This window comes from Cohnella silvisoli, from assembly GCF_021190915.1.
In the GTDB taxonomy this organism is placed as follows: Bacteria; Bacillota; Bacilli; order Paenibacillales; family Paenibacillaceae; genus Cohnella; species Cohnella silvisoli.
On record NZ_JAIOAP010000011.1, the window covers coordinates 193,380 to 213,214 of the forward strand.

The window sequence follows — 19,835 nt, forward strand, 5'->3', positions numbered from 1 at the left end:
GCTCGACTTCAACCCTATCAGAAGGCAGGGACGACACCGATGCGATGGCGAAACATTTGGCGGTTCTTCGATATCCGCAACCAAATCCGGAAAAAAATCGCGTTTACGTGCTTGATGATTCTTCTTCCGGCGTTGGCCGTCCCTGCCGTCCTTTACTATCAAAAATCGGCGCAAACGATGCAGACAATGATGTCCCAAAATATGTTCGACCTGACGGAAATCGTGGGCCGCGACATCGAAAGCTATATCGACGACGTGGAGACGCTGACAAATGCGCCCTATTATTCCTCCGAGACGCAGCAAACGCTGCTGACCTTGAAATACAAGGTCGGTTTGCAAAGGGCGGAAGCTGAATCCAAGTTGTTTAATACGATTGACGTGCTGCTCGGGCTCCGCAAAGACATTAACGGAATTTATATTTTCGACGATACGAACAACCGCTATTACAAAACGTCCGTAGGCGACGTAACGCCTTTCTATTCGTTCGTCGACCAGCCTTGGTTCGCGAAAATCAAATCGTTGCACGGAGAACGGCTTATTATCCCGACCCACAAAGCCGATTACTTCGTGTCGCCGAAAACCAAGTACGTGTTCTCTATCGGGAGAAGCATCGTAAGCAAAGAGACGAACGAAGAAATCGGTCTGATTTACGTCGATATGGACTTGCAAGTTATACGGAACATCTTGTCCAGCCTGAAGCAGAAAAAAAGCACTGAGTTTTTCATCGTGGACAACGAAGGAAGCCTGGTCTACAGCTATGACGAGAAAAATCTGGGCGAGCCCTTCGACCGGCCCGAATTAATGTCCGACGGCAAGCCTAGGGAAGGCAACCAAATCATTCGCTTGGACGACCGCCGGCAGCTGATGACGTCCAATTATTCCAAAAAGGTCGGCTGGTGGTATATCACCGCGACTGATTTGGAGCCGCTGCTGCAGCCGAACGAGAGAGCGATACGGAACATTATCCTCATCTCGACCGTCTTGCTGCTAGTCTTGCTGTCGATTATCTCATTTCTGGTCTCTTCCAGCATCACGAATCCCATTAAACAGCTGCAGAAAGCGATGAGGCAGTTGGATAACGATCGGTTTCTCCCGGTGGGGGGAATCCACACCCGAGATGAAATCGGTTCCTTGGTGAACTCCTATAACGATATGATTCGAAAGATCGCGGACCTGATCAACACGGTGTACAAGGCTGGCATCAAAGAAAGAGAAGCCCAATTGATCGCTCTTCAGACGCAAATCAATCCGCACTTTCTCCACAACACGCTCAATTCGATCAGCTGCATGGCAGAGGTGCAGGGCGTTCAGGAGATCAGCATCGTCTGCAAGGCGGTGTCCGACCTTTTCCGCTATAGCATTAAGGCAGGCTCCGGAGCGGTCGCACTTAGAGAAGAAATCGCCAGTATAAAGCAATATATGACCATTCAAAGCTTCCGCTACGAGAATCGGATTGAGGCGGTCTTCAACGTAGACGAATCGTTGCTGGACTGCAAGGTATTGAAGCTGTCGCTGCAGCCGATCGTCGAGAATGCCGTTTATCACGGGCTGGAGCCCAAGCGCGGCAAAGGCGTCGTTATTATCGGGATGGAAACGGAAGAGGATGCCCTGATTCTGTCGGTTTTCGACAACGGGATCGGAATGAACGAGACGCGATTGGCACGGATGAGACAGTCGCTGGTAGAGTCGATAGATATCACGAAGCAGGGACCCGCCGGAGGTGTTGGACTTAAGAACGTGCACGACCGACTTCAACTCTATTACGGGGATCACTACGGACTAAAAATAAATAGCGCCGAAGGCACGGGAACGTCGGTGCTGCTCCGGATGCCTTTGACTCTGGAAAAAGGGAGGGTTTCAAATGAAGATCCTAATCGTTGACGATGAAGTTTGGATGCGCCGGGGCATTCGTTCCATGCTTTCCGGCAGCTTCCCTCCCGGTCTCCTGATCGAGGAAGCCGACGACGGCATAGCCGCGCTGGAACGGTTGAGCGACTTTCGGCCCGATGTCGTAATCGTAGATATCCGGATGCCGGGGATGGATGGACTTTCCTTCATCGATAAGGCGGCACCCTTGCTCATATCCGCACAATTCATCATCGTGAGCGGCTATTCAGATTTCAAATACGCGCTGGAAGCGATCAAGCTACATGCTTGCAACTATTTACTGAAGCCGATTGACCGGGAACAATTGTTAGAATCTGTGCGCAATGCGTTCGCTATCAAAAGGGAAGCCGATCATATGAAGAAGCAAACGCAGCTGTTCGAGAAATCCGCCGCGTTCATGAAAGAGAGTTGGATTCAGGAATGGATGGAGCGGGAGCATTCCGCCGTGCAGCATCCCTCGGATCTGTTCGGCGTGGATCCGAGAAATTGTGCTGCAGCCTGCATATCCATCAGGGGGGAAATCGGCGGTAAGGGAATAGCTAGCTACGGATTATCGGAGAAAGAACTGGCTCTATTTACGCTTCGCAACTATGCCATAGAGTGGCTGACCTTGAAGTCCCGCGGGGCAGTATTCGAGTACAACGGGGCTTTGAACGTCCTGCTGCTCTCGGAAAACGGCAAAGGCGATTTGAAAATGATCTTGCCGCAATGCATGGATAATCTGGATGCCGTGGCGAAGAAGCTGAAATTTTTCTCGGTCCGGATGAGCTGCAGCCCGGTTCTGTCCGATGGCGAGGCTTTGCGAAATGCGGTGCGGCATTCCCTTAACGCATTGAAACGAGATATTTTCATTCAACCAGACGGTCCTGGAATCCCATCAGATATGGATTGGAAAGAAAATCAGCTCCAGCAATTGATTTATGTCGGGGACTGCGAGGGAATCCGCATGAATATCGAAAATGGGTTGCGAATTGCGGCTGGCAAACAGGACTCCATAAGCGCGTTGGAGCAATTCATCGACTATTTGCGGCTGCTTCTGGACAAGTGGACGATGGAAGACTCATCAAACCCGTCTCCCTCAGGCAAAACCGAGATTCAGGAACTGCTTCGTTATGACGACTTAGAACAATTGACCGAAGGGATTGCGGCTCCTTTCCGCCAACTGAGCGAAGAGCGCCTAAGAAACCGCCAGCCGGATGGCAAAAGGGCGGCAGAAGAGACCATGGCCTATATTCAAACCCATTACGGCGAGGATATATCTCTGACGCAGCTGGCGCAGAAGTACCATTTGACTCCGGCTTACTTGAGCGATATTTTCAAGGAGGTCGTCGGCATGAATTTCGTCTCTTACTTAACCAAGGTACGGATGGCAAAGGCGGGCGAATTTCTCAAGCTTTACGGCATCCAGGTCGGGCAAATCGCCGGGTTGGTAGGTTATGAAGATGAACGTTATTTCAGCACGTTGTTCAAGAAAACCTACGGGATTACCCCCACGGAATTTCGAAAGTCGCATCTTGTCTGAACGATCCGAAAATAATCGACAAAACGACCCGAATCCCTCTCGTATTCGGAAAATCCGGACGAGCCTATACTTAGTAAGGAAACAGCATAAAGAATACGGGAGGTCAACTTATGACAAACGCAAAGGTTTTAAGGTCAAGCTTCATGTTGGTTATTCTTGCAATATTGATAACGCTTACCGCATGCGGCGGGAACAAAGGAAACAATAGCTCAAGCTCCGCAAGCTCGCCGGCCGCATCCTCCGCTTCGTCCGAAGCCGCTTCGGAAGCTCCGAAGGAGAAAGTCACGCTGCGCATCGCTTCCGCTTACACGCCGGATCATACATTCGGCCCGGCTATCGCGCAGATCATCGACGAATTCACGAAGCAGCACCCCGAAGTAACGGTAGAGAAGGAATTCCTGCCGGTTGCGGAACTGGATAAGAAGCTGACGGCTGACCGTGCCGCCAATAATCTTCCGGAAATTTTCATAATCTTCCCTGGAGCCGGGACGGCCGATTACGTTAAAGAAAAGAAAATCATCGACTTAAGCGAGTACTTGAACGCCGACCCGGATTGGAAGGACGGATTCATCTCCGGCGCGCTCGACAATCTAAAGTTCGAGGGGTTCCCGGGTATTTATGCGGCACCGATTGGCGCCTACAGCACGGGCTTCTATTACAACAAGGAGCTGTTTCAGCAAGCTGGCGTCGAACCGCCCAAAACTTGGGACGACCTGCTCGCGGTCATCGGCAAGCTTAACGCGGCCAAAATTACGCCAATGGCGATCGGCGCAAGCGAGTCCTGGAGGTCCGAGCATCTGTTCACGGCATTGTTCTACAAGTGGAACGGAGCGGAGAAAGCGAAGGGTATTCTGAGCCGCGCGCTCCCTTACAGCTCTCCAGAAGTCATCGAGCCGCTCAACAAGATGGTTCAACTGGTCGAAGCGGGTGCATTCTCCAAGAACTACATCGCGAACAACTATGCGGCGGAAATTGCCGATTTCAACAACGGCAAAGCCGCCATGCGCTATTCCGGTTCATGGACGGTAGGCGAATCCACGGGCCCGAACTCGCCTGCGGGCTTCGGCGACAAAGTCGGATTCTTTCCGTTCCCTTACTTCGCGGACAAAGAAGAGCATAAAGATTCCTGGATGGGTGGCGTTTCCGATTCGTTCGCCGTATCCAGCAGGGCTGAGGGACATCAGAAGGACATGGCGATCGAGCTCGTCAAGACGTTGACCAGCACCGCTTCTTCCAAGCTGATTACCGAGATGGCCCATGATTTGACCGCAGTCAAAGCCGACGTGGATCCGGCGAAGAGTGGCAAGCTGATCGCGGAAGTGTCGAAAGCGATGAGCACGGGCAAGGAGTTCTCCGGTGACATCTCCGCGTTCGAGCCGTACAAGCCTGCCAACACCAAGCTGTACGACCTGACGCAAGCGGTGTTGCTCAAGGGCATAACCCCTGAGAAAGCCGCCAAGCAATTGGACGACGAAGTAGCCAAATCCAAGTAATCCATATACAAAGGGGAATAGACGTAAAAGCTTTCCGCTTTTACGTCTATTGCTTTCTAGGAGGGAGACAGAGAGATGGACAGACTGAAAAGCAGGCATTTGCAGATTGCGATGTTTTTGTTGCCCGCGTTGTTGTTCTATGCCGTATTGCTCGTATATCCGGTGTTAAGGACCTTCTTCCTTTCCTTGCACGAATGGAACGGTTTTGCCGGTTCAAAGGTAGAATACGTGGCATTTGATAATTTCAAGCTGGTGTTCGAGGACGAAATTTTCTGGAAATCGTTAAAGAATGTGATGGTCGTCATGCTCTTGAGCATTGCAATCCAAATTCCCGCCGGGTTGTTCCTGGCGCTGCTGCTCAATGGCAAATGGAAAGGCATCCGCTTCTTTAAGGCAGCTTTCTTCATGCCCGTCATCATGTCCGCCACTTCCATATCGCTGCTGTGGAAATTCATCCTGTATCCGGGCGACGGATTGGTAGACGGACTGCTTATGAAAATGGGGCTTGAAGACTCGATACGCGCCTGGCTCGCCGATCCATCGATCAATCTGTATACGGTGATCCTAATATGTTGCTGGCAGGGTCTTGGGGTTGTCATGATCATCTTTCTGTCGGGATTGGTATCCATACCGGACGCCATCAAAGAAGCAGCGCTTATTGACGGGGCCAATCGGAGACAGCGGTTGTGGTTCGTGACTCTGCCCTTGATCAGGGAAGCCGTCGCCATCAACGTCATCTTGCTGGTTATCGGCACGCTTAAAATTTTCGACAACATCTACGTGCTCACCGACGGCGGTCCGAACCACGCGACGGACGTTCTGGGCACCTTCTTATACAAGGAAGCTTTCCGCAACAACCGGTTCGGAATGGCTAGCGCCATAGCCGTCGTCATGTTCTTGCTTGGCTTTGTTTTGACGCTAGTCGCCAATCGGGCGATGAGAAGGGAATCCCTAGACGGGTAGGAGAGATAACGATGCAAACGACAACCTTAAAGATGCAATCCGCCCCTCGGACCCGGGTGAAGCCGATGCGGAATTGGAGCAGACTGCCATTGTACGTCTGCCTTACAATACTGGCTTTCGTGTTTATTTACCCCTTGATCTATACGATTCTCGCTTCGTTCAAAACGAACAGTGAAATTTTCTCCAACTATTTTGGGCTGCCATCGACATGGCATTTCGAGAATTATGCCAGCGCTTGGGTGAAGGGGAAAATCGGGAATTATTTTCTTAATAGCTTGTTCATATGCACGGTGTTTGTGGTCGCGGGGCTGTTTTTCTCCTCGATGGGCGCATACGTGATCGCCAGGGTGAAAGCCAAATGGCTCGTATCGGTGTTTTACTTTTTCGTCGCCGGGATGATGATTCCTGTACACTCCATCCTGATCCCGCTGGCGCAAATGGCAGTATCCTTCAAGTTGTCCGACAATTACTCGTTTCTCATCGGACTCTATGTCGCCGGGGGAATCCCGTACATGATCTTCGTGATGACGGGCTTCATGCGTTCTCTTCCGACGGAATTGGAGGAAGCCGTCATCATCGACGGAGGCGGGCTGTGGACGATTTACCGCAAAGTACTTCTTCCGCTAAGTCGGCCGGTTCTAGCCACGATGGGTATCCTTGGTTTCTTGTCCACCTGGAACGATCTGATCCTGGCGCTGCTCTTCATTAAGAAGTCCTCCATGTGGACGTTGTCGCTTGGCCTTATGAACTTCACGGGCTTGTTCACGACGGATTACGCCGGTTTGTGCGCGGCGATTATTCTGGTGAACATTCCGATTATCATCGTCTATCTGTTCTTGCAGGAGTACGTGGAGAAGGGGTTGACCTCGGGAGCCGTAAAAGGATAACGGGTGGACATTCTGACGGATATGATAAATACAAAGCTTAGAGAGGTCAGTAAACTTAAGTTGAACGAATCAACTAACAGGGTTATGAAAGTGAGGAATAAGCATGGACAGTAACGAACGGCAAGGGACCTGGCTATGGTACCCGGAAGACTATGAAATATGGCTGCATGCTAAAGTATCCGTGCTGCGGCAATTTAGGGGATATATTTGTCCGCCGCCTTGGCGCCTGGATTCTGCATATGACAACGTGAAATTCCGCAAAACATTCGATCTGGCCGCACCGGGGAAATTGACCCTCTCGGTTCAGGGAATGTTCGTGCTCCATTTCGATAGCAGCATGATCCCGACGCCTTACGAGCGGACGCCGGTTACGACCGTCGAAATTCCCGCCGGTAAGCACGAACTCATGGTTACCGTGTACAACGATAAGGCGGTTCCTGCCATTTATCCTTCCGGATGCGGAAACGAGAACGGCTGGGAAGTGACGTCGCACAACGGGACGTGGGTAAAAGCGGCTTCCTGGCAGTTTAACGAAATAGACGAGCCCCCCGGCGATTTTCCGTTCAGCTACGAGACGGTAGAGCCCGATTCGGTGAAAGAGCAGGGCGAAGGAACGCTTGTCGATTTCGGCAGGGAGACGTTCGGCTACGTTATTTTACTCGGAGTTATAGGGAAAGGGACAATCCGCTTATATTACGGAGAGTCGTCGGAGGAAGCATTGGCGGGTGAACTGGCCGAAACGTTCGATGAGCTCGTTGTCGACAGCGCCGTTCCGACCGACTACGTCACTCCGGTCACCCGCGCGTTCCGCTATATTCAATTGAAGCTGGATCCGGGTATAACCTATGCGGGGATTCGCCATGAATACGAATATTTGCCGATGGAGCGGCGCGGGGCTTTCCGCAGCTCCGACGAGAGGCTGAATCGGATTTGGGACCTGTCCGCCCATACGCTGCATATGAACATGCGCGAGTTCCTCTTTGACGGAATGAAGCGGGATCGCTGGGTTTGGGGCGGCGACGCGCATCTAGGCACGCAGATCAACAACTACGTATTTTTCGAGCAGGACGTCACAAAGCGGACGCTGGTCGCATTGCGGGGCAAGGACCCGGTGGAAAGGCACATCAATACGATCATGGACTTTACGTTTCATTGGTTCTTAAGCTTCCGCGAATATTACCTGAACACCGGGGACCTCGCGTTTATCGAGAGGAGCTATCCGAAGATGCTCACGTTGATGGAGTTTTGCCTCGGTCGCCGCAATGAAGCAGGGATGATGGAAGGCTTTCCGAACGATTGGGTGTTCATCGATTGGGCGCCAATGGATCTGCGCGGCGAGGTCAGCACCGAGCAAATCTTCCTCTGCCGCAGCTTGGAGACGATGGAGCTGTTCGCGGAGAAATTAGGAGACGACGGGAATAAGGAACGGTTCGGAAAGCTTGCGCGCGAACTGAAGGACCTCATCTTCAAACTATTCTGGGATGAGGGGCAAGGCGGATTTATTCATAGTAGATGGCAGAGCGAGCTGAATCGGCAAATCCTGAAATATCCGAACATTTTCGCCACGCGCTTCGGCTACTTGGATGAGAAGCAGCTCGATTCGGTGAAACAGAACGTCATGCTGAACGATTCGGTGCAGAAGATCAAAACACCGTTCATGAGGTTTTTCGAACTGGACGCGTTATGCCGGCTTGGGGAGCGTTCGCATGTCTTGGATGAAATCCGCAGCTACTGGGGCGGGATGATCGATTTGGGAGCGACCGCCTTCTGGGAGGAGTACGAACCAAGCGTACCGCCGCAAGAACAGTACGATATGTACGGCGACAAGTTTCGCAAGAGCTTATGCCATGCGTGGGGCGCCGCGCCGATCCTGCTGCTGGGCAAATACGTCTTGGGAGTGGAGCCGCTGGCGCCGGGTTACGCCGAGTACAGGGTCGAGCCTGACCTGTGCGGCTTGGACTGGATCGAAGGCAAGGTGCCGACGCCGGATGGCGAGATTGAGGTTTACATGGACCGCAACCGCGTCAGCGTGAAAACCTGCGGCTTTGGCGTCGGGGTATTGAGGATTGCCAGCCGTTCAATGCCCTCTGCGAATGATGGGAAGTTTGTCCAGATTGGAGAAGGCCTGTACGAATTACGGCTGACGCGTCCAGGACACCTGTACGAGGTGGAACTGGCAGCGGCAACTGTTGAAGTTAAATAAAGGATTGATGATTGCGTTGGGGCTGTCCATTGAAGAAATGGACGGCTCTTTCCTTTTAGTGATCAAGCTGTCCGTTCAATGTATAATAAAGCAAATGGCGTTGGAGGTGCTTGTCGGCATGGAGCGGAAAATGGATCAAGACAAGAAGCGGGATCGCATCAAGGAACAACAGCAGCCATATGGGGATCCGGAATATGATTTTCCATTCGAGGAAGAGGTGCGATTTGAGATCGTAGAAGGCATCCGGTATGATCTCAAACCCGCCCCTACCGTCACGCATCAGCAGCTATTGGCTGCTCTGTTCATTATGATCTATCAATCCTGCCATCCTAATGGGACCATTCTCTTTTCGCCGCTTGATGTCTATTTGGACGAAGACAACCATTATCAGCCGGATCTGGTATTTATTCTTCATCAGAATGCTTCTATTATTAACGAGAAAAGAATCGAAGGCGCTCCGGATTTAGTTGCCGAGATCCTATCGCCTAGTACGAGCCACAACGACAAAATCCGCAAGAAACGCCAATACGAACGGCATGGAGTTAAGGAATACTGGCTGATCGATCCCGTGCATCGGATTGTTGACCAGTTTGTTCTTGCCGCCGACAAATACGTACTGCATGAAACCTATGGGACTAGGGGCCGATTGTATTCGCCGCTGTTCTCATGCGTAGAGATCGATATGGAGCGCTTATTCAGCAACATTGTACGGAATGTAGACGAATAACTTTTTTTTGGAGAGCGGGGCATCAAAGTTGGACAACCAGAGGAAAGACCGACGCATTAAATGGCTCATTTTGTTGATTCCGACGTTGACGATCGGACTTTGGGAATATGTGCGGCATGCTTTCTTGCTTCCTTATTTTTCGATGGATCTGGGCAATTTGCTCGCTCCTTTTATCGTGTTGGCCGTTACTTTGACTTTGGTCAGAAGTTTGTTTTCCCGACTTGAGCAATCTCAGCAGGCATTGCAACGGGAAAAAGGGGCCAACGCGGCTTTGGAGGAACGGGAGAGGCTTGCCAGAGAGCTGCATGACGGCATCTCTCAATCTTTGTTTCTGCTGGCGGTCAAGCTCGATCAATTGGACGAAATGAAAACGGATGGACCGGTAAGGGATCTGGCGGCAGGACTGAGAGAAACCGTACGGGTCATACATGAGGATGTGCGTCAAGCGATAGCGAACTTGCGCCTTCCGCCTTCTCCCGCCGCCGCTGCATGGGTTGTACCGCTAAGGGAATTGCTTGGCGAGACTGCCGAGATAACGGAAGCGCAGGCGGAGTTTATTTGGAGCATACCGGATAAAAGCTTGACCGACAAGGAAAAGGTGGAGCTTCACGCTTGTTTGCGGGAGGCGCTTATTAACGTTCGCAAGCATGCGAAAGCATCCAAAGTGTTCGTTATTGGCGAAACGGATGGCTCAGGAGGTTTCCGGTGCGCGGTGGAGGATGACGGAAGCGGGTTTGGCAGTGATCCGATGCATGCGCCGGGGCGGTTCGGATTGCGAATGGTACGGGATCGTGCGAATGGTATGGGTTGGACTTTTCACGCGGAGCGCCGGGAAGATCGGACGGTCGTGGAATTGCTTAAAAGAGGAGGACAGCCCGTATGAGCGAACCGATTCGTATATTGTTAGTGGACGATCATCGGCATGCAAGGGAAGGCATGCGGACGATCGTGTCCGGCGTTCCGGATTTTCTCGTCGTCGGCGAAGCTTCCAGCGGTGAGGAAGCGTTAACGCTGATGGAGAGACTTTCTCCCGATCTTATTCTCATGGATATCAATATGCCGGGGATGGGCGGGCTCGAAGCCGTTAAGGTTATCAAAAGCGCGTTCCCTAGCGTGAAGATCATTATGGTAACCGTGTCCGATGACGTGTCGCATTTGTTCGAGGCACTCAAGAAGGGCGCGCAAGGGTATCTGCTCAAAAACTTGAACCCTTCCGCCTGGCGTGATTACTTAAGGGCGGTTGCGTTCGACGAAGCTCCGCTTAATCCGGAAGTCGCCATGTCCATTTTGCGTGAATTCGCGGATAGAAAGACGAATAGCCCTCCTGCACTCGTCAAAGGAAAGGGGCATGAGGACGGGGGGCTGACCCCGCGGGAGAAGGAAATTTTGCAGGAGGTAGCACGCGGGCAAACGAATCGCGATGTCGCGGCGTCCTTGGGGTTATCGGAGCATACGGTGAAAAACCACCTCAAAAACATTTTACAGAAGCTGCATCTGGACAACCGGGTTCAATTAACGAGATATGCGTACGAACGAGGAATGGTGGATTCGGAATAAATCCGGTAGCTGAATCGTCTCTATATCGTCACAAAGTGTCACGTGTATATGACTCTTTCGAGTCATGTACAGGGGAATAGAACAAGCTATACTGAGGGATATCATCAACCTATGGAAAAGAAAGGTCGGAATATCTCATGAAAAAAAGTATGATGCTTGTGCTCGTTCTGTTTTTATCGATTGGCTTTGCTGGTTTAGCTAGCGCACACGTGACCGTTCAGCCGAAGGAAGTACCGGCAGGCTCTTATCAGGTGTTTACGGTCCGCGTTCCATCGGAAAAAGAAGCCGCGACGACATCGGTGAAGCTTGCCATTCCTGACGGAGTAGCCGTAAGCCGCATTGAGCCGAAACCGGATTGGACTTATGAAATCGAGAAAGGCGCGGAAGATAAATTCGTCAGCGTCACTTGGAAAGCCACGGGCAAAGGACTCGGCGCAACCGAATTCGGCGAATTCAGGGTGCAAGGCAAAGTGGCCGACGATGCCAAAGAATTAGTATGGAAAGCGTACCAAACGTATTCCGATGGCGAAGTCGTGGAATGGACGGGTGCCGCGGACGCGGACAAACCGGCTTCCGTAACCGCGGTCACTGCTGCTGCAGGCGAAGGGGATGGACATGGCGCTGCACCTAGTGGCGCTTCCGGAGAAGCGGAAGACAAGGACGGTCGCGACACGCTGACATTGTCGCTTGCCGTAGCGGGTTTGATTGCCGGCGTGCTGGCGCTGCTGATTGCATTGTTCCGGAAGCGGACTTGATGCTCGCTTGGGAGAGAAAATCGTAAAATCAAAAAGCCTGAGAGCCGCTCCACCCTGCCGGGGTTGGAAGCTCTCTGGTTTTTTAATGTTCATTCGAAAAGCAATCCGATATAATACATCTAATACGTAAATGTATTATTGGGGAGCCGGATGATGAGAGAAAAGCTGAAAAAAGGACCTGTCGTGCTGTACGAGCAAATGAGAGTCAAAATCATGGAGCTTATTCGCGAGCGAGGGTTAAAACCCCACGATCCGGTTCCTTCGGAAACGGAATTGGCTAAAATGTACGGCGTAAGCAGCAGGACAAGCAAAGAAGCGCTGCTTCAGTTGGCTCGCGAAGGCATCGTGTACCGAATGCCTAGAAGAGGGACATTCCTAGCCAAGCTGCCGGACGATGGGGGTACTGGAGGCCAAACCCGGTTGCGGATCAAGGAAAGGCAGGCAGTAGGCGTTTTATTGCCTGATACTGACGAGTACGTGGGCCGCGTTCTTCAAGCGTTAACTGTAGAACTAATCGATCGCGGGTTTGAGGTGTTGGTTCGTTTTACATCCGGACTTTTGGAGAAAGAGGACGAGCTTGCCCGAGATCTGGTTGACGAATACTCGGTTGCGGGCCTCATCATCTATCCTGGGCGCCATGACACCCTAAGCGATCTTCTGATACAACTCCATACGAAACAATTTCCCGTCGTTATCGTCGATCGCGCGTTCCGTGAAATCAGCATTCCCAGCGTATATCATGACCATCTTCATGGCGCTTCGGAGTTGACTGCCTATTTAATTTCCAATGGGCATCGCCGCATCGGATTCGTTTCCGAGGAATTCCGCGGCGTTATGAGCAGGGAAGATCGCTTCAACGGTTATACGCAGGCATTCTTGGACGCTTCTTTGAGCTTGGATTTAAGTTTGGTGTATAAAATGGGGTCTCAGCGCAGTTTGACAAGGGAAGCCGAGGTACAATTGGATCGTTTTATCGCGGGCAATCGGGATATGACCGCCGCCGTATGCTCTAATGATTACGTTGCGCTATCGGTGATGCAATCCGCTTACCGTCTGGGAATTACAGTTCCCGAACAGTTGTCGGTTGTCGGATTTACCGATTTCACATTCGCGGAGCTGTTACCGGTTCCCTTGACGACCGTCGAGAAAACGGCGCCGGAATTAGGCACAGCCGCAGCAAAAATGTTGTCGGAGCTCATTGCTGATCCAACTGCGCGCCATTCGCCGCTCGTTATCCCTACGCGGCTAAAGGAACGTAAGAGCGTGAAGTCCTTGAATATCAATATATAATTGCACGCGAATATCCGATTATACGAAACGAACCGTCACGGAACAGATTTTGTTCTTAGACGGTTTTTTGCTGTGCGAAAAAAGAGGGTTGAATGTATCAGTGAAACAAAATAGTATTAAAAAAGAATCAATAATACGTCATGAAGGTGGTCAAGCGAATGCCTGCAAAATTGAAGCTGGGGATGAATTTGGGTTTTGCCATTAACAAGTACGTAGAACCCGAGATTTGGGCGAGGCTCGTTTCCGAGGGGATGGGCGTGCGGAACGTGCAGCTCGTGGCGGACCTACTAAATGTATTTCTTCCGGATGATTACGTGCAAGAACAAATCGAGCGAATCAATGCCAGTACGCAACGCTACAACCTGAACGTAACCTCTACGTTCACAAGCGCTTTTACGCGGGTTAACCATTTCATGCATCCCGATGTCGGCGCCCGTAAAATATGGCTGAATTGGTTCAAGAAATTCGCGAAAGCGTCGGCTGCGCTTGGGGCGAAGTCGACAGGGAGCCACTTTGGAATCCTCACTTTCGCCGATTATGACAACAAGGACCGAAGGGATTTTATCATTAACGATGCTTTGAAGCTATGGAAGGAACTTAGCTGGTATTGCCGCGATCTGGGTATGGAATACGTGATGTTCGAACCGATGTCCATCCCCCGGGAGATGGCGAACACGGTAGCGGATACCAAGGAACTGTTGGAGCGATTGAACGACGGAGCGGGTTTGCCTTTCAAAATATGTCTGGACGTCGGGCATGCCCCGCACCCGGATGACCGCGATCCATACCGGTGGGTGCGGGAGTTGGGCGCCGTTTCGCCGATTATCCATATTCAACAGACGGAGCTTAACCACAGTCGCCATTGGCCGTTCACGGATGAGTATAACGAGCTTGGAATCATTCACGGCGATAAGCTGCTGGAGGCTATCGAGCAATCCGGCGCCGAAGAAGCCGAGCTCGTGTTCGAGCTGTCGCACCGCGAGGCGTGGTCGACCGAGTTTCGGATCATCCAGGATCACCGGGATTCGGTAGAGTATTGGCGACGGTTCGTCAAGGAATAGGAGGAGGCGATCGGATGGAGACGATGAAGGCTTACGTGCTGAACGGCATAGGGGACTTAAGACTGCAGCAAGTTCCGAAGCCGATTCCGGAGACGGGCGAAGTACTGTTGCAAATAGCTGCTTGCGGAGTATGCGGCTCAGACATTCCACGCATCTACGAGAAAGGAACTTATCGATTTCCGACGATCCCCGGACATGAGTTTTCAGGCAGGATCGAGGCGGTCGGCAAGGGAGTGAAAGATCATCTAATCGGTCGGATGGCCGCGGTATTCCCGCTAATCCCTTGCCGCAAGTGTCCAAGCTGCGAGATCGGCTCCTACGCGACATGCAGTGCTTACGACTACAAAGGCTCGCGTTCCGATGGAGCGTTCGCCGAATATGTGTGCGTGCCGGCATGGAATTTGATCATGGCGCCTGAAGGATTGAGCGGCGAAGAGCTTGCCATGGCGGAACCGGCAGCCGTTGCCGTGCATGCGCTTCGCCGCGGGGGGCTTGATATTGGAGATCGCGTATTGATTAGCGGCGCCGGCCCGATCGGCTTGATGCTTGCCCAATGGGCAAGAGCTTGGGGAGCGTCACGGGTGCTGCTAGCGGATGTGGACGACCGGAAGCTTGCGTTCGCCGAGGCGAACGGATTTCAAGACACCGTTAATCCGACGAAGATGGACGTTCAAGCCTGGATTCTGGAGCGAACCGGCGCGGGAGTCGATCTGGCAGTGGAAGGCGCGGGACATCCCTCCTCTTGGGAAAATTGCCTGCGCGCGGCTCGACCGGGAGGACGGGTCGTGCTCATGGGCAACCCCTCGGGACCGATGGGCTTGTCGCAGATTGGTTATTGGGAGATGCTCCGCAAACAGCTGACGGTGGTCGGCACTTGGAATTCGGATTACGCGGAGTTTCCCAAGAACGAATGGAAGCTGGCGGTGGAAGCGATGGCAGAAGGAAAGATTCAGGTTCGTTCTTTGATAACCCATCCCGTGTGCTTCGATGAGCTTGGGGAAGCAATAGCGATGATGAAGGATAGACAACAATTTTATAACAAGGTCATGTGGACAAAGACATAGGGAGAGTGATTCGCAGTGAAAGCAGCAGTATTGGAGAAGTTGGAACAAATAGCGATGAGAGAGGTGCCGTTGCCTCAAATAGATAATGATAGCATTCTGATGAAGGTAGAGGCCGTGGGCATCTGCGGCAGCGACATCCGAATTTATCATCACGGAAACAGCCGCGTGGAGCTCCCGCAAATATTAGGGCATGAAGCGGCAGGACGAATCGTCGCAGTCGGCGCCAACGTGAAGAAGTTCAGTGCCGGAGATCGGATTTGTCTGGGCGCGGACGTGCCTTGCGGGGAATGCGTTTTCTGCGAGGCGGGAATCGGCAATAACTGCCAAATCAACTACGCCATGGGATATCAATTTGCCGGAAGCTTCGCCGAATATGTCTTGCTTAATAAGATGGTAGTCAATTTCGGTCCGATTCACAAAATAGCCGACGGAGTAAGCTACGAGGAAGCGGCGCTCGCGGAACCGTTAGCGTGTGTGCTTAACGGGCTTGAACTGTCTCAAGTAAAGCTGGGGGAAACGGTAGTCGTTATCGGCGCAGGACCGATCGGCATGATGCTGGTCGAAGTGGCGATGAAGATGGGGGCGAAAGTGCTGCTTGTGAATCGTTCCCGGCCGCGGCTGGAGATGGCAAAGCATCTTGGCGCGGCGGCGTACATTTGTTCCGGGGAAGAGAACGCGGTGGAGCGGGTGCTGGAGGAAACAGGAGGACTTGGCGCGGATGTCGTCATCACGTGCAACCCATCTCCGGAATCACAGGTTGACGCTATCTATATGGCCAAAAACCGGGCGCGCGTCAATTACTTTGGAGGTTTGCCGAAAGGGAAATCAATGGTCACGCTCGATACGAACATCATCCATTACAAGGAGTTGTTCGTGCACGGTTCTCACGGTTCCTTGCCCCGCCATCATCAACAAGCGGTCGACCTTATTAACAATGGAATCATCGATATGAGAAAATTCATAACCCACCGTTTTCCGCTAGACCAGATCGAGGAAGCGATCCTCACCGCCGTAAGCCATGCGGGTCTTCGCGTCATCGTAAATCCCTGAGGAGAAGAGGTGAAAATCTATGGCGGGAAAAATTTCTCCTTCCATGATGTGCGTGGACTTTCGGCGGCTTGAGGAAAGCGTGAAAGCACTCGAGCAAGCAGGCGTGGAATATCTCCACTTCGACGTTATGGACGGCCATTTCGTGCCGAATTTTACGCTTGGGCCCGATTTTATTCGTTGCGTCCGAGAAATGACAAGCATCCCTTTCGATTTTCATTTAATGGTGGAACGTCCGGAAACGGTTCTCTCCGTGTTCGACATTCGAGCAGGGGATATCGTATCCGTGCACCAGGAAGCTTCGATTCATCTCCAGAGAACGCTGCAGCACATTCGGGACATGGGGGCAAAGCCTTCGGTTGCCCTAAATCCCGCGACTCCCATCTATGCGATAGACGAAGTATTGGATGACCTGGAACTCGTTCTCGTGATGACGGTTAATCCGGGTTTCGCCGGTCAGAAGCTCGTTCCGTCGACGATTCGCAAAATCGCGGGACTGAAAGAGCGTTTGAAAGCGAATGGACACCCCGAGGTGGAGATCGAAGTGGACGGAAACGTCAGCTGGGACAATGCCGTTAAGATGAGACAGGCGGGGGCGGATCTTTTCGTCGCGGGTACATCCAGCGTTTTCCGTAAGGGAGAAGACATTCAAATGTTGATAGAGCGATTCAGAGCTTGTATCGCTTGAATAACCTCAGAGAGGAAAAATACAATATGACGGATAAAGAATATGCATTATTCGAAGAACGGCAGCAAGCAAGAGGCATCGACCTGAACACCGTAAAAGAGAAAATGAAGTCGCTCAAGATTGAAACGCCGTCGTGGGGATTCGGCGACTCGGGAACCCGGTTCAAGGTGTTTAAGAACCGAGCGGCAGCACGAACGCCGTACGAAAAATTAGAGGACGCCACAGAAGTACACCGTTTGACCGGACTATGCCCGTCCGTCGCAATTCACATTCCTTGGGACAAGACGGACAGTTATGAAAAACTGCGCCGCCATGCGGAAAGCTTGGGCATTTCGATAGGCGCGATTAATCCGAACCTGTTCCAAGACGAGGAATATATGCTCGGAAGCGTTACGAATGCAAATGCCGCCATCCGGCGAAAAGCGACCGATCATCTGCTGGAATGCGTGGATATCGCCAAAATAACAGGGTCGCGCGACGTAAGCCTTTGGTTCGCTGACGGCACCAACTATCCGGGACAAGGCGACATTCGGGCACGTAAAGGGTGGATGCAGGAATCGCTGGCGGAAATGTACAAAGCGATGTCGCCCGAAATGCGTATGCTGATCGAATACAAATTTTTCGAGCCGGCTTTTTACCATACGGATCTTGCCGATTGGGGCATGGCGTTTAATTTGGCGAATAAACTCGGGCCTCAGGCGGAAGTTCTCGTGGACACGGGCCACCACGCGCAGGGAACGAATGTAGAGCACATCGTTGCCTATTTGATCGATGAATGCAGGCTGGGCGGCTTCCATTTTAACAGCCGGAAATACGCGGATGACGATCTGATCGTCGGCGCTATTAATCCTTATGAGCTTTTTCTGATTTTTTATCAGATTATCGATGCATCCGCGGACGCAAATCCGGCGATTCGGGATACGGTTAACAAAATCGCGTACATGATCGACCAGTCGCATAACATCGAACCGAAGATCGAAGCGGCCATCCGATCGGTCTTGAATGTGCAGACCCAATACGCGAAGGCGTTGCTGATTGATCTGGAGGAAGTTAGGGAAGCGCAGGAACGGCAAGACGTGCTTGGCGCCGAGGCGGCCGTCCGTAAAGCATTCGAGTTCGATGTTGCTCCGCTGCTGGAGTCGTTAAGGGAAGAACAGGGGCTTGCTCCGAACCCAATGGAGGCTTATAAAAGCAGCAGCTATGCGAAAAGGGTCGGGGAGCGGGGATAATGCGCCGGGCGAGACATATTGCGGATGAAGGATTACTTTACTAGAGAGCATTCGTCTGTTACGATAAGAATAATGATATGAATCGGTGAGTGAAGCACACCCCGTCAAGCGTGGAAGACGCTGGGGGCGTGCTTTTTTTGCGTCCGTGGAGATTGGAATGGAAGGAAGTATAGTATAATGAAACTAACGGATCGACGTAAGAGTGAAAAGCTTAAGCTGGATCAGATTATGCGTGTACTGTTCCGGTTATCGAGAAGGTTGACGATTCAACTGATCAATGGGCTGTTCGAGGAGCAGTTTGCGAGCGAAGAGGTTAAATCGATTCACTATGGTAATGCTGAGTTCATTAAGGACGAATATGACCGAATTGTCGGTGATTTGTTTCTGAAATTGGATACGAGTCGCGGCATATTCCATTACCATGTCGAGTTTCAGACGTTAAATGATCAGTCAATGGTCATTCGGATGTTTCGATATGGATTTGAGAAAGCGATGGAACTGGCAATTGGGAGCGGAGAGGGCGAATTGCCATTGCTAGCGTTTCCTCGACAGGTCGTTATTTTTCTGGAGGAGAACGAGGCGATTGGAGATCGGCTTTCATTTAAACTGCGTCTACCGGATGGTACGGAAACGGTCTATGCGGTACCGGTCATTCGTTATTGGACCCTCACGCCTAGGGATTTGCAGGAGAAACGCCTGTATGCACTGCTCCCGTTGCAGGTATTCGGCTCTCGAAAGAATATGCGACGAATAGCTGCCAGCCATCACTCCGACGAGGAGAAGCGGCGCCTGCTCTCTAAAGAATTTGAACAGCTGAAGGACACCGTCGAACGGACGCTTGCGGTCATTAACGAATTGGTTACTCGCCAGCAACTGCCACTAGGGGATATGGATCGGATTTTGCAGGTGCTCAGCAATATATTGACATATTTATATCGCAACTACGGCAATGAATTTGTACAAATGAAACAGGAGGTAAGTACGATGATCAAGACGTTTATCGATCCTAAGATGGTGAAGAAAGGGAGAGAGGAAGGTATCAAAGTAGGAATTAAAGAAGGAATTAAAGAAGGAATTAAAGAAGGAATTAAAGAAGGAATTAAAGAAGGAATTAAAGAAGGAAAGGCCGAGGTTGCGCAAAATCTGCTTGGGCTTGGCGTTGAAATCGAAACGATCGTTCAAGCTACAGGTCTGACTGCGGAGGAAGTGTTGAAATTAGGGAAGAAAAATTGAACAGCCTGCTTGCTTGCGAGTTCACCATGCCCTATAATGGTGTGTAAATCTTAAATGCATGGATGGAGAAAAGTAAGCAGTGCCTTCTTTCAGGGAGGGAGCGCCGAAGACTGAGAGCGTTCCTAAGAAAACAGGCTGCCGAAGTTCGCTCCGGAGCAGTCCTTTGAACGATCGGCCGTGCCGATAAGTAGAAGGAACCGGTTGACGGCACGTTACGCCGTATTAAGCG

General features: G+C 51.6%; 17 protein-coding genes and 1 other annotated feature (1 of these 18 only partly in view). All 17 genes read left to right on the plus strand.

Annotated elements, in window-relative coordinates; genetic code table 11:
- Nucleotides 1-39 precede the first annotated feature (39 nt).
- Nucleotides 40-1,881, plus strand: a complete 1,842-nt coding sequence (locus tag K7P76_RS20505) for a sensor histidine kinase (protein WP_232187176.1) — start codon at nt 40-42, stop codon at nt 1,879-1,881.
- Nucleotides 1,862-3,409, plus strand: a complete 1,548-nt coding sequence (locus K7P76_RS20510; RefSeq protein ID WP_232187177.1) for a response regulator transcription factor — start codon at nt 1,862-1,864, stop codon at nt 3,407-3,409. The genes K7P76_RS20505 and K7P76_RS20510 overlap by 20 nt, the downstream gene beginning before the upstream one ends.
- A gap of 110 nt (nt 3,410-3,519) precedes the next feature.
- Complete coding sequence (locus tag K7P76_RS20515; RefSeq protein WP_232187178.1) at nt 3,520-4,902, plus strand: ABC transporter substrate-binding protein; 1,383 nt, start codon at nt 3,520-3,522, stop codon at nt 4,900-4,902.
- A 75-nt stretch (nt 4,903-4,977) separates the two neighbouring features.
- The gene (locus K7P76_RS20520; RefSeq protein WP_232187179.1) at nt 4,978-5,865 is read left to right on the plus strand and encodes a carbohydrate ABC transporter permease; all 888 of its coding nucleotides are present in this window, start codon (nt 4,978-4,980) and stop codon (nt 5,863-5,865) included.
- 11 nt (nt 5,866-5,876) lie between these two features.
- Entirely contained in the window at nt 5,877-6,752 is an 876-nt protein-coding gene (locus K7P76_RS20525; RefSeq protein WP_232187180.1) for a carbohydrate ABC transporter permease, read from the plus strand.
- A gap of 103 nt (nt 6,753-6,855) precedes the next feature.
- On the plus strand, nt 6,856-8,955 hold the full coding sequence (locus K7P76_RS20530) for an alpha-L-rhamnosidase-related protein (protein WP_232187181.1): 2,100 nt from the start codon (nt 6,856-6,858) through the stop codon (nt 8,953-8,955).
- Complete coding sequence (locus K7P76_RS20535; protein WP_232187182.1) at nt 8,942-9,682, plus strand: Uma2 family endonuclease; 741 nt, start codon at nt 8,942-8,944, stop codon at nt 9,680-9,682. The genes K7P76_RS20530 and K7P76_RS20535 overlap by 14 nt, the downstream gene beginning before the upstream one ends.
- Nucleotides 9,683-9,710: 28 nt before the next feature.
- Nucleotides 9,711-10,565, plus strand: coding sequence for a sensor histidine kinase (locus K7P76_RS20540; protein WP_232187183.1), 855 nt, complete (start codon nt 9,711-9,713; stop codon nt 10,563-10,565).
- Nucleotides 10,562-11,239 carry a response regulator gene (locus K7P76_RS20545; RefSeq protein WP_232187184.1) on the plus strand — a complete coding sequence of 226 codons (678 nt, stop codon included), beginning with the start codon at nt 10,562-10,564 and terminating at the stop codon, nt 11,237-11,239. Before K7P76_RS20540 ends, K7P76_RS20545 begins: the two co-directional genes overlap by 4 nt.
- A 137-nt stretch (nt 11,240-11,376) precedes the next feature.
- Nucleotides 11,377-11,994 carry a YcnI family copper-binding membrane protein gene (locus K7P76_RS20550; protein ID WP_232187185.1) on the plus strand — a complete coding sequence of 206 codons (618 nt, stop codon included), beginning with the start codon at nt 11,377-11,379 and terminating at the stop codon, nt 11,992-11,994.
- 150 nt (nt 11,995-12,144) lie between these two features.
- Nucleotides 12,145-13,284 (plus strand): GntR family transcriptional regulator, encoded by a 1,140-nt coding sequence (locus K7P76_RS20555; protein WP_232187186.1) that lies wholly within the window; start codon nt 12,145-12,147, stop codon nt 13,282-13,284.
- Between the two features lie 158 nt (nt 13,285-13,442).
- The gene (locus tag K7P76_RS20560; protein WP_232187187.1) at nt 13,443-14,345 is read left to right on the plus strand and encodes a sugar phosphate isomerase/epimerase family protein; all 903 of its coding nucleotides are present in this window, start codon (nt 13,443-13,445) and stop codon (nt 14,343-14,345) included.
- Nucleotides 14,346-14,359: 14 nt separating this feature from the next.
- Entirely contained in the window at nt 14,360-15,409 is a 1,050-nt protein-coding gene (locus K7P76_RS20565; protein ID WP_232187188.1) for a galactitol-1-phosphate 5-dehydrogenase, read from the plus strand.
- Between the two features lie 15 nt (nt 15,410-15,424).
- Nucleotides 15,425-16,459 (plus strand): alcohol dehydrogenase catalytic domain-containing protein, encoded by a 1,035-nt coding sequence (locus K7P76_RS20570; protein ID WP_232187189.1) that lies wholly within the window; start codon nt 15,425-15,427, stop codon nt 16,457-16,459.
- Between the two features lie 19 nt (nt 16,460-16,478).
- On the plus strand, nt 16,479-17,144 hold the full coding sequence (rpe, locus tag K7P76_RS20575; RefSeq protein WP_232187190.1) for a ribulose-phosphate 3-epimerase: 666 nt from the start codon (nt 16,479-16,481) through the stop codon (nt 17,142-17,144).
- Nucleotides 17,145-17,170: 26 nt separating this feature from the next.
- Nucleotides 17,171-18,373, plus strand: a complete 1,203-nt coding sequence (rhaI, locus tag K7P76_RS20580; RefSeq protein WP_232187191.1) for an L-rhamnose isomerase — start codon at nt 17,171-17,173, stop codon at nt 18,371-18,373.
- Between the two features lie 177 nt (nt 18,374-18,550).
- Nucleotides 18,551-19,606: an Rpn/YhgA-type helix-turn-helix domain-containing protein gene (locus K7P76_RS20585; RefSeq protein WP_232187192.1), complete on the plus strand. Its 1,056-nt coding sequence runs from the start codon at nt 18,551-18,553 to the stop codon at nt 19,604-19,606.
- A gap of 50 nt (nt 19,607-19,656) precedes the next feature.
- Nucleotides 19,657-19,835 (plus strand) — a binding site (T-box leader); it runs 94 nt beyond the window's last position.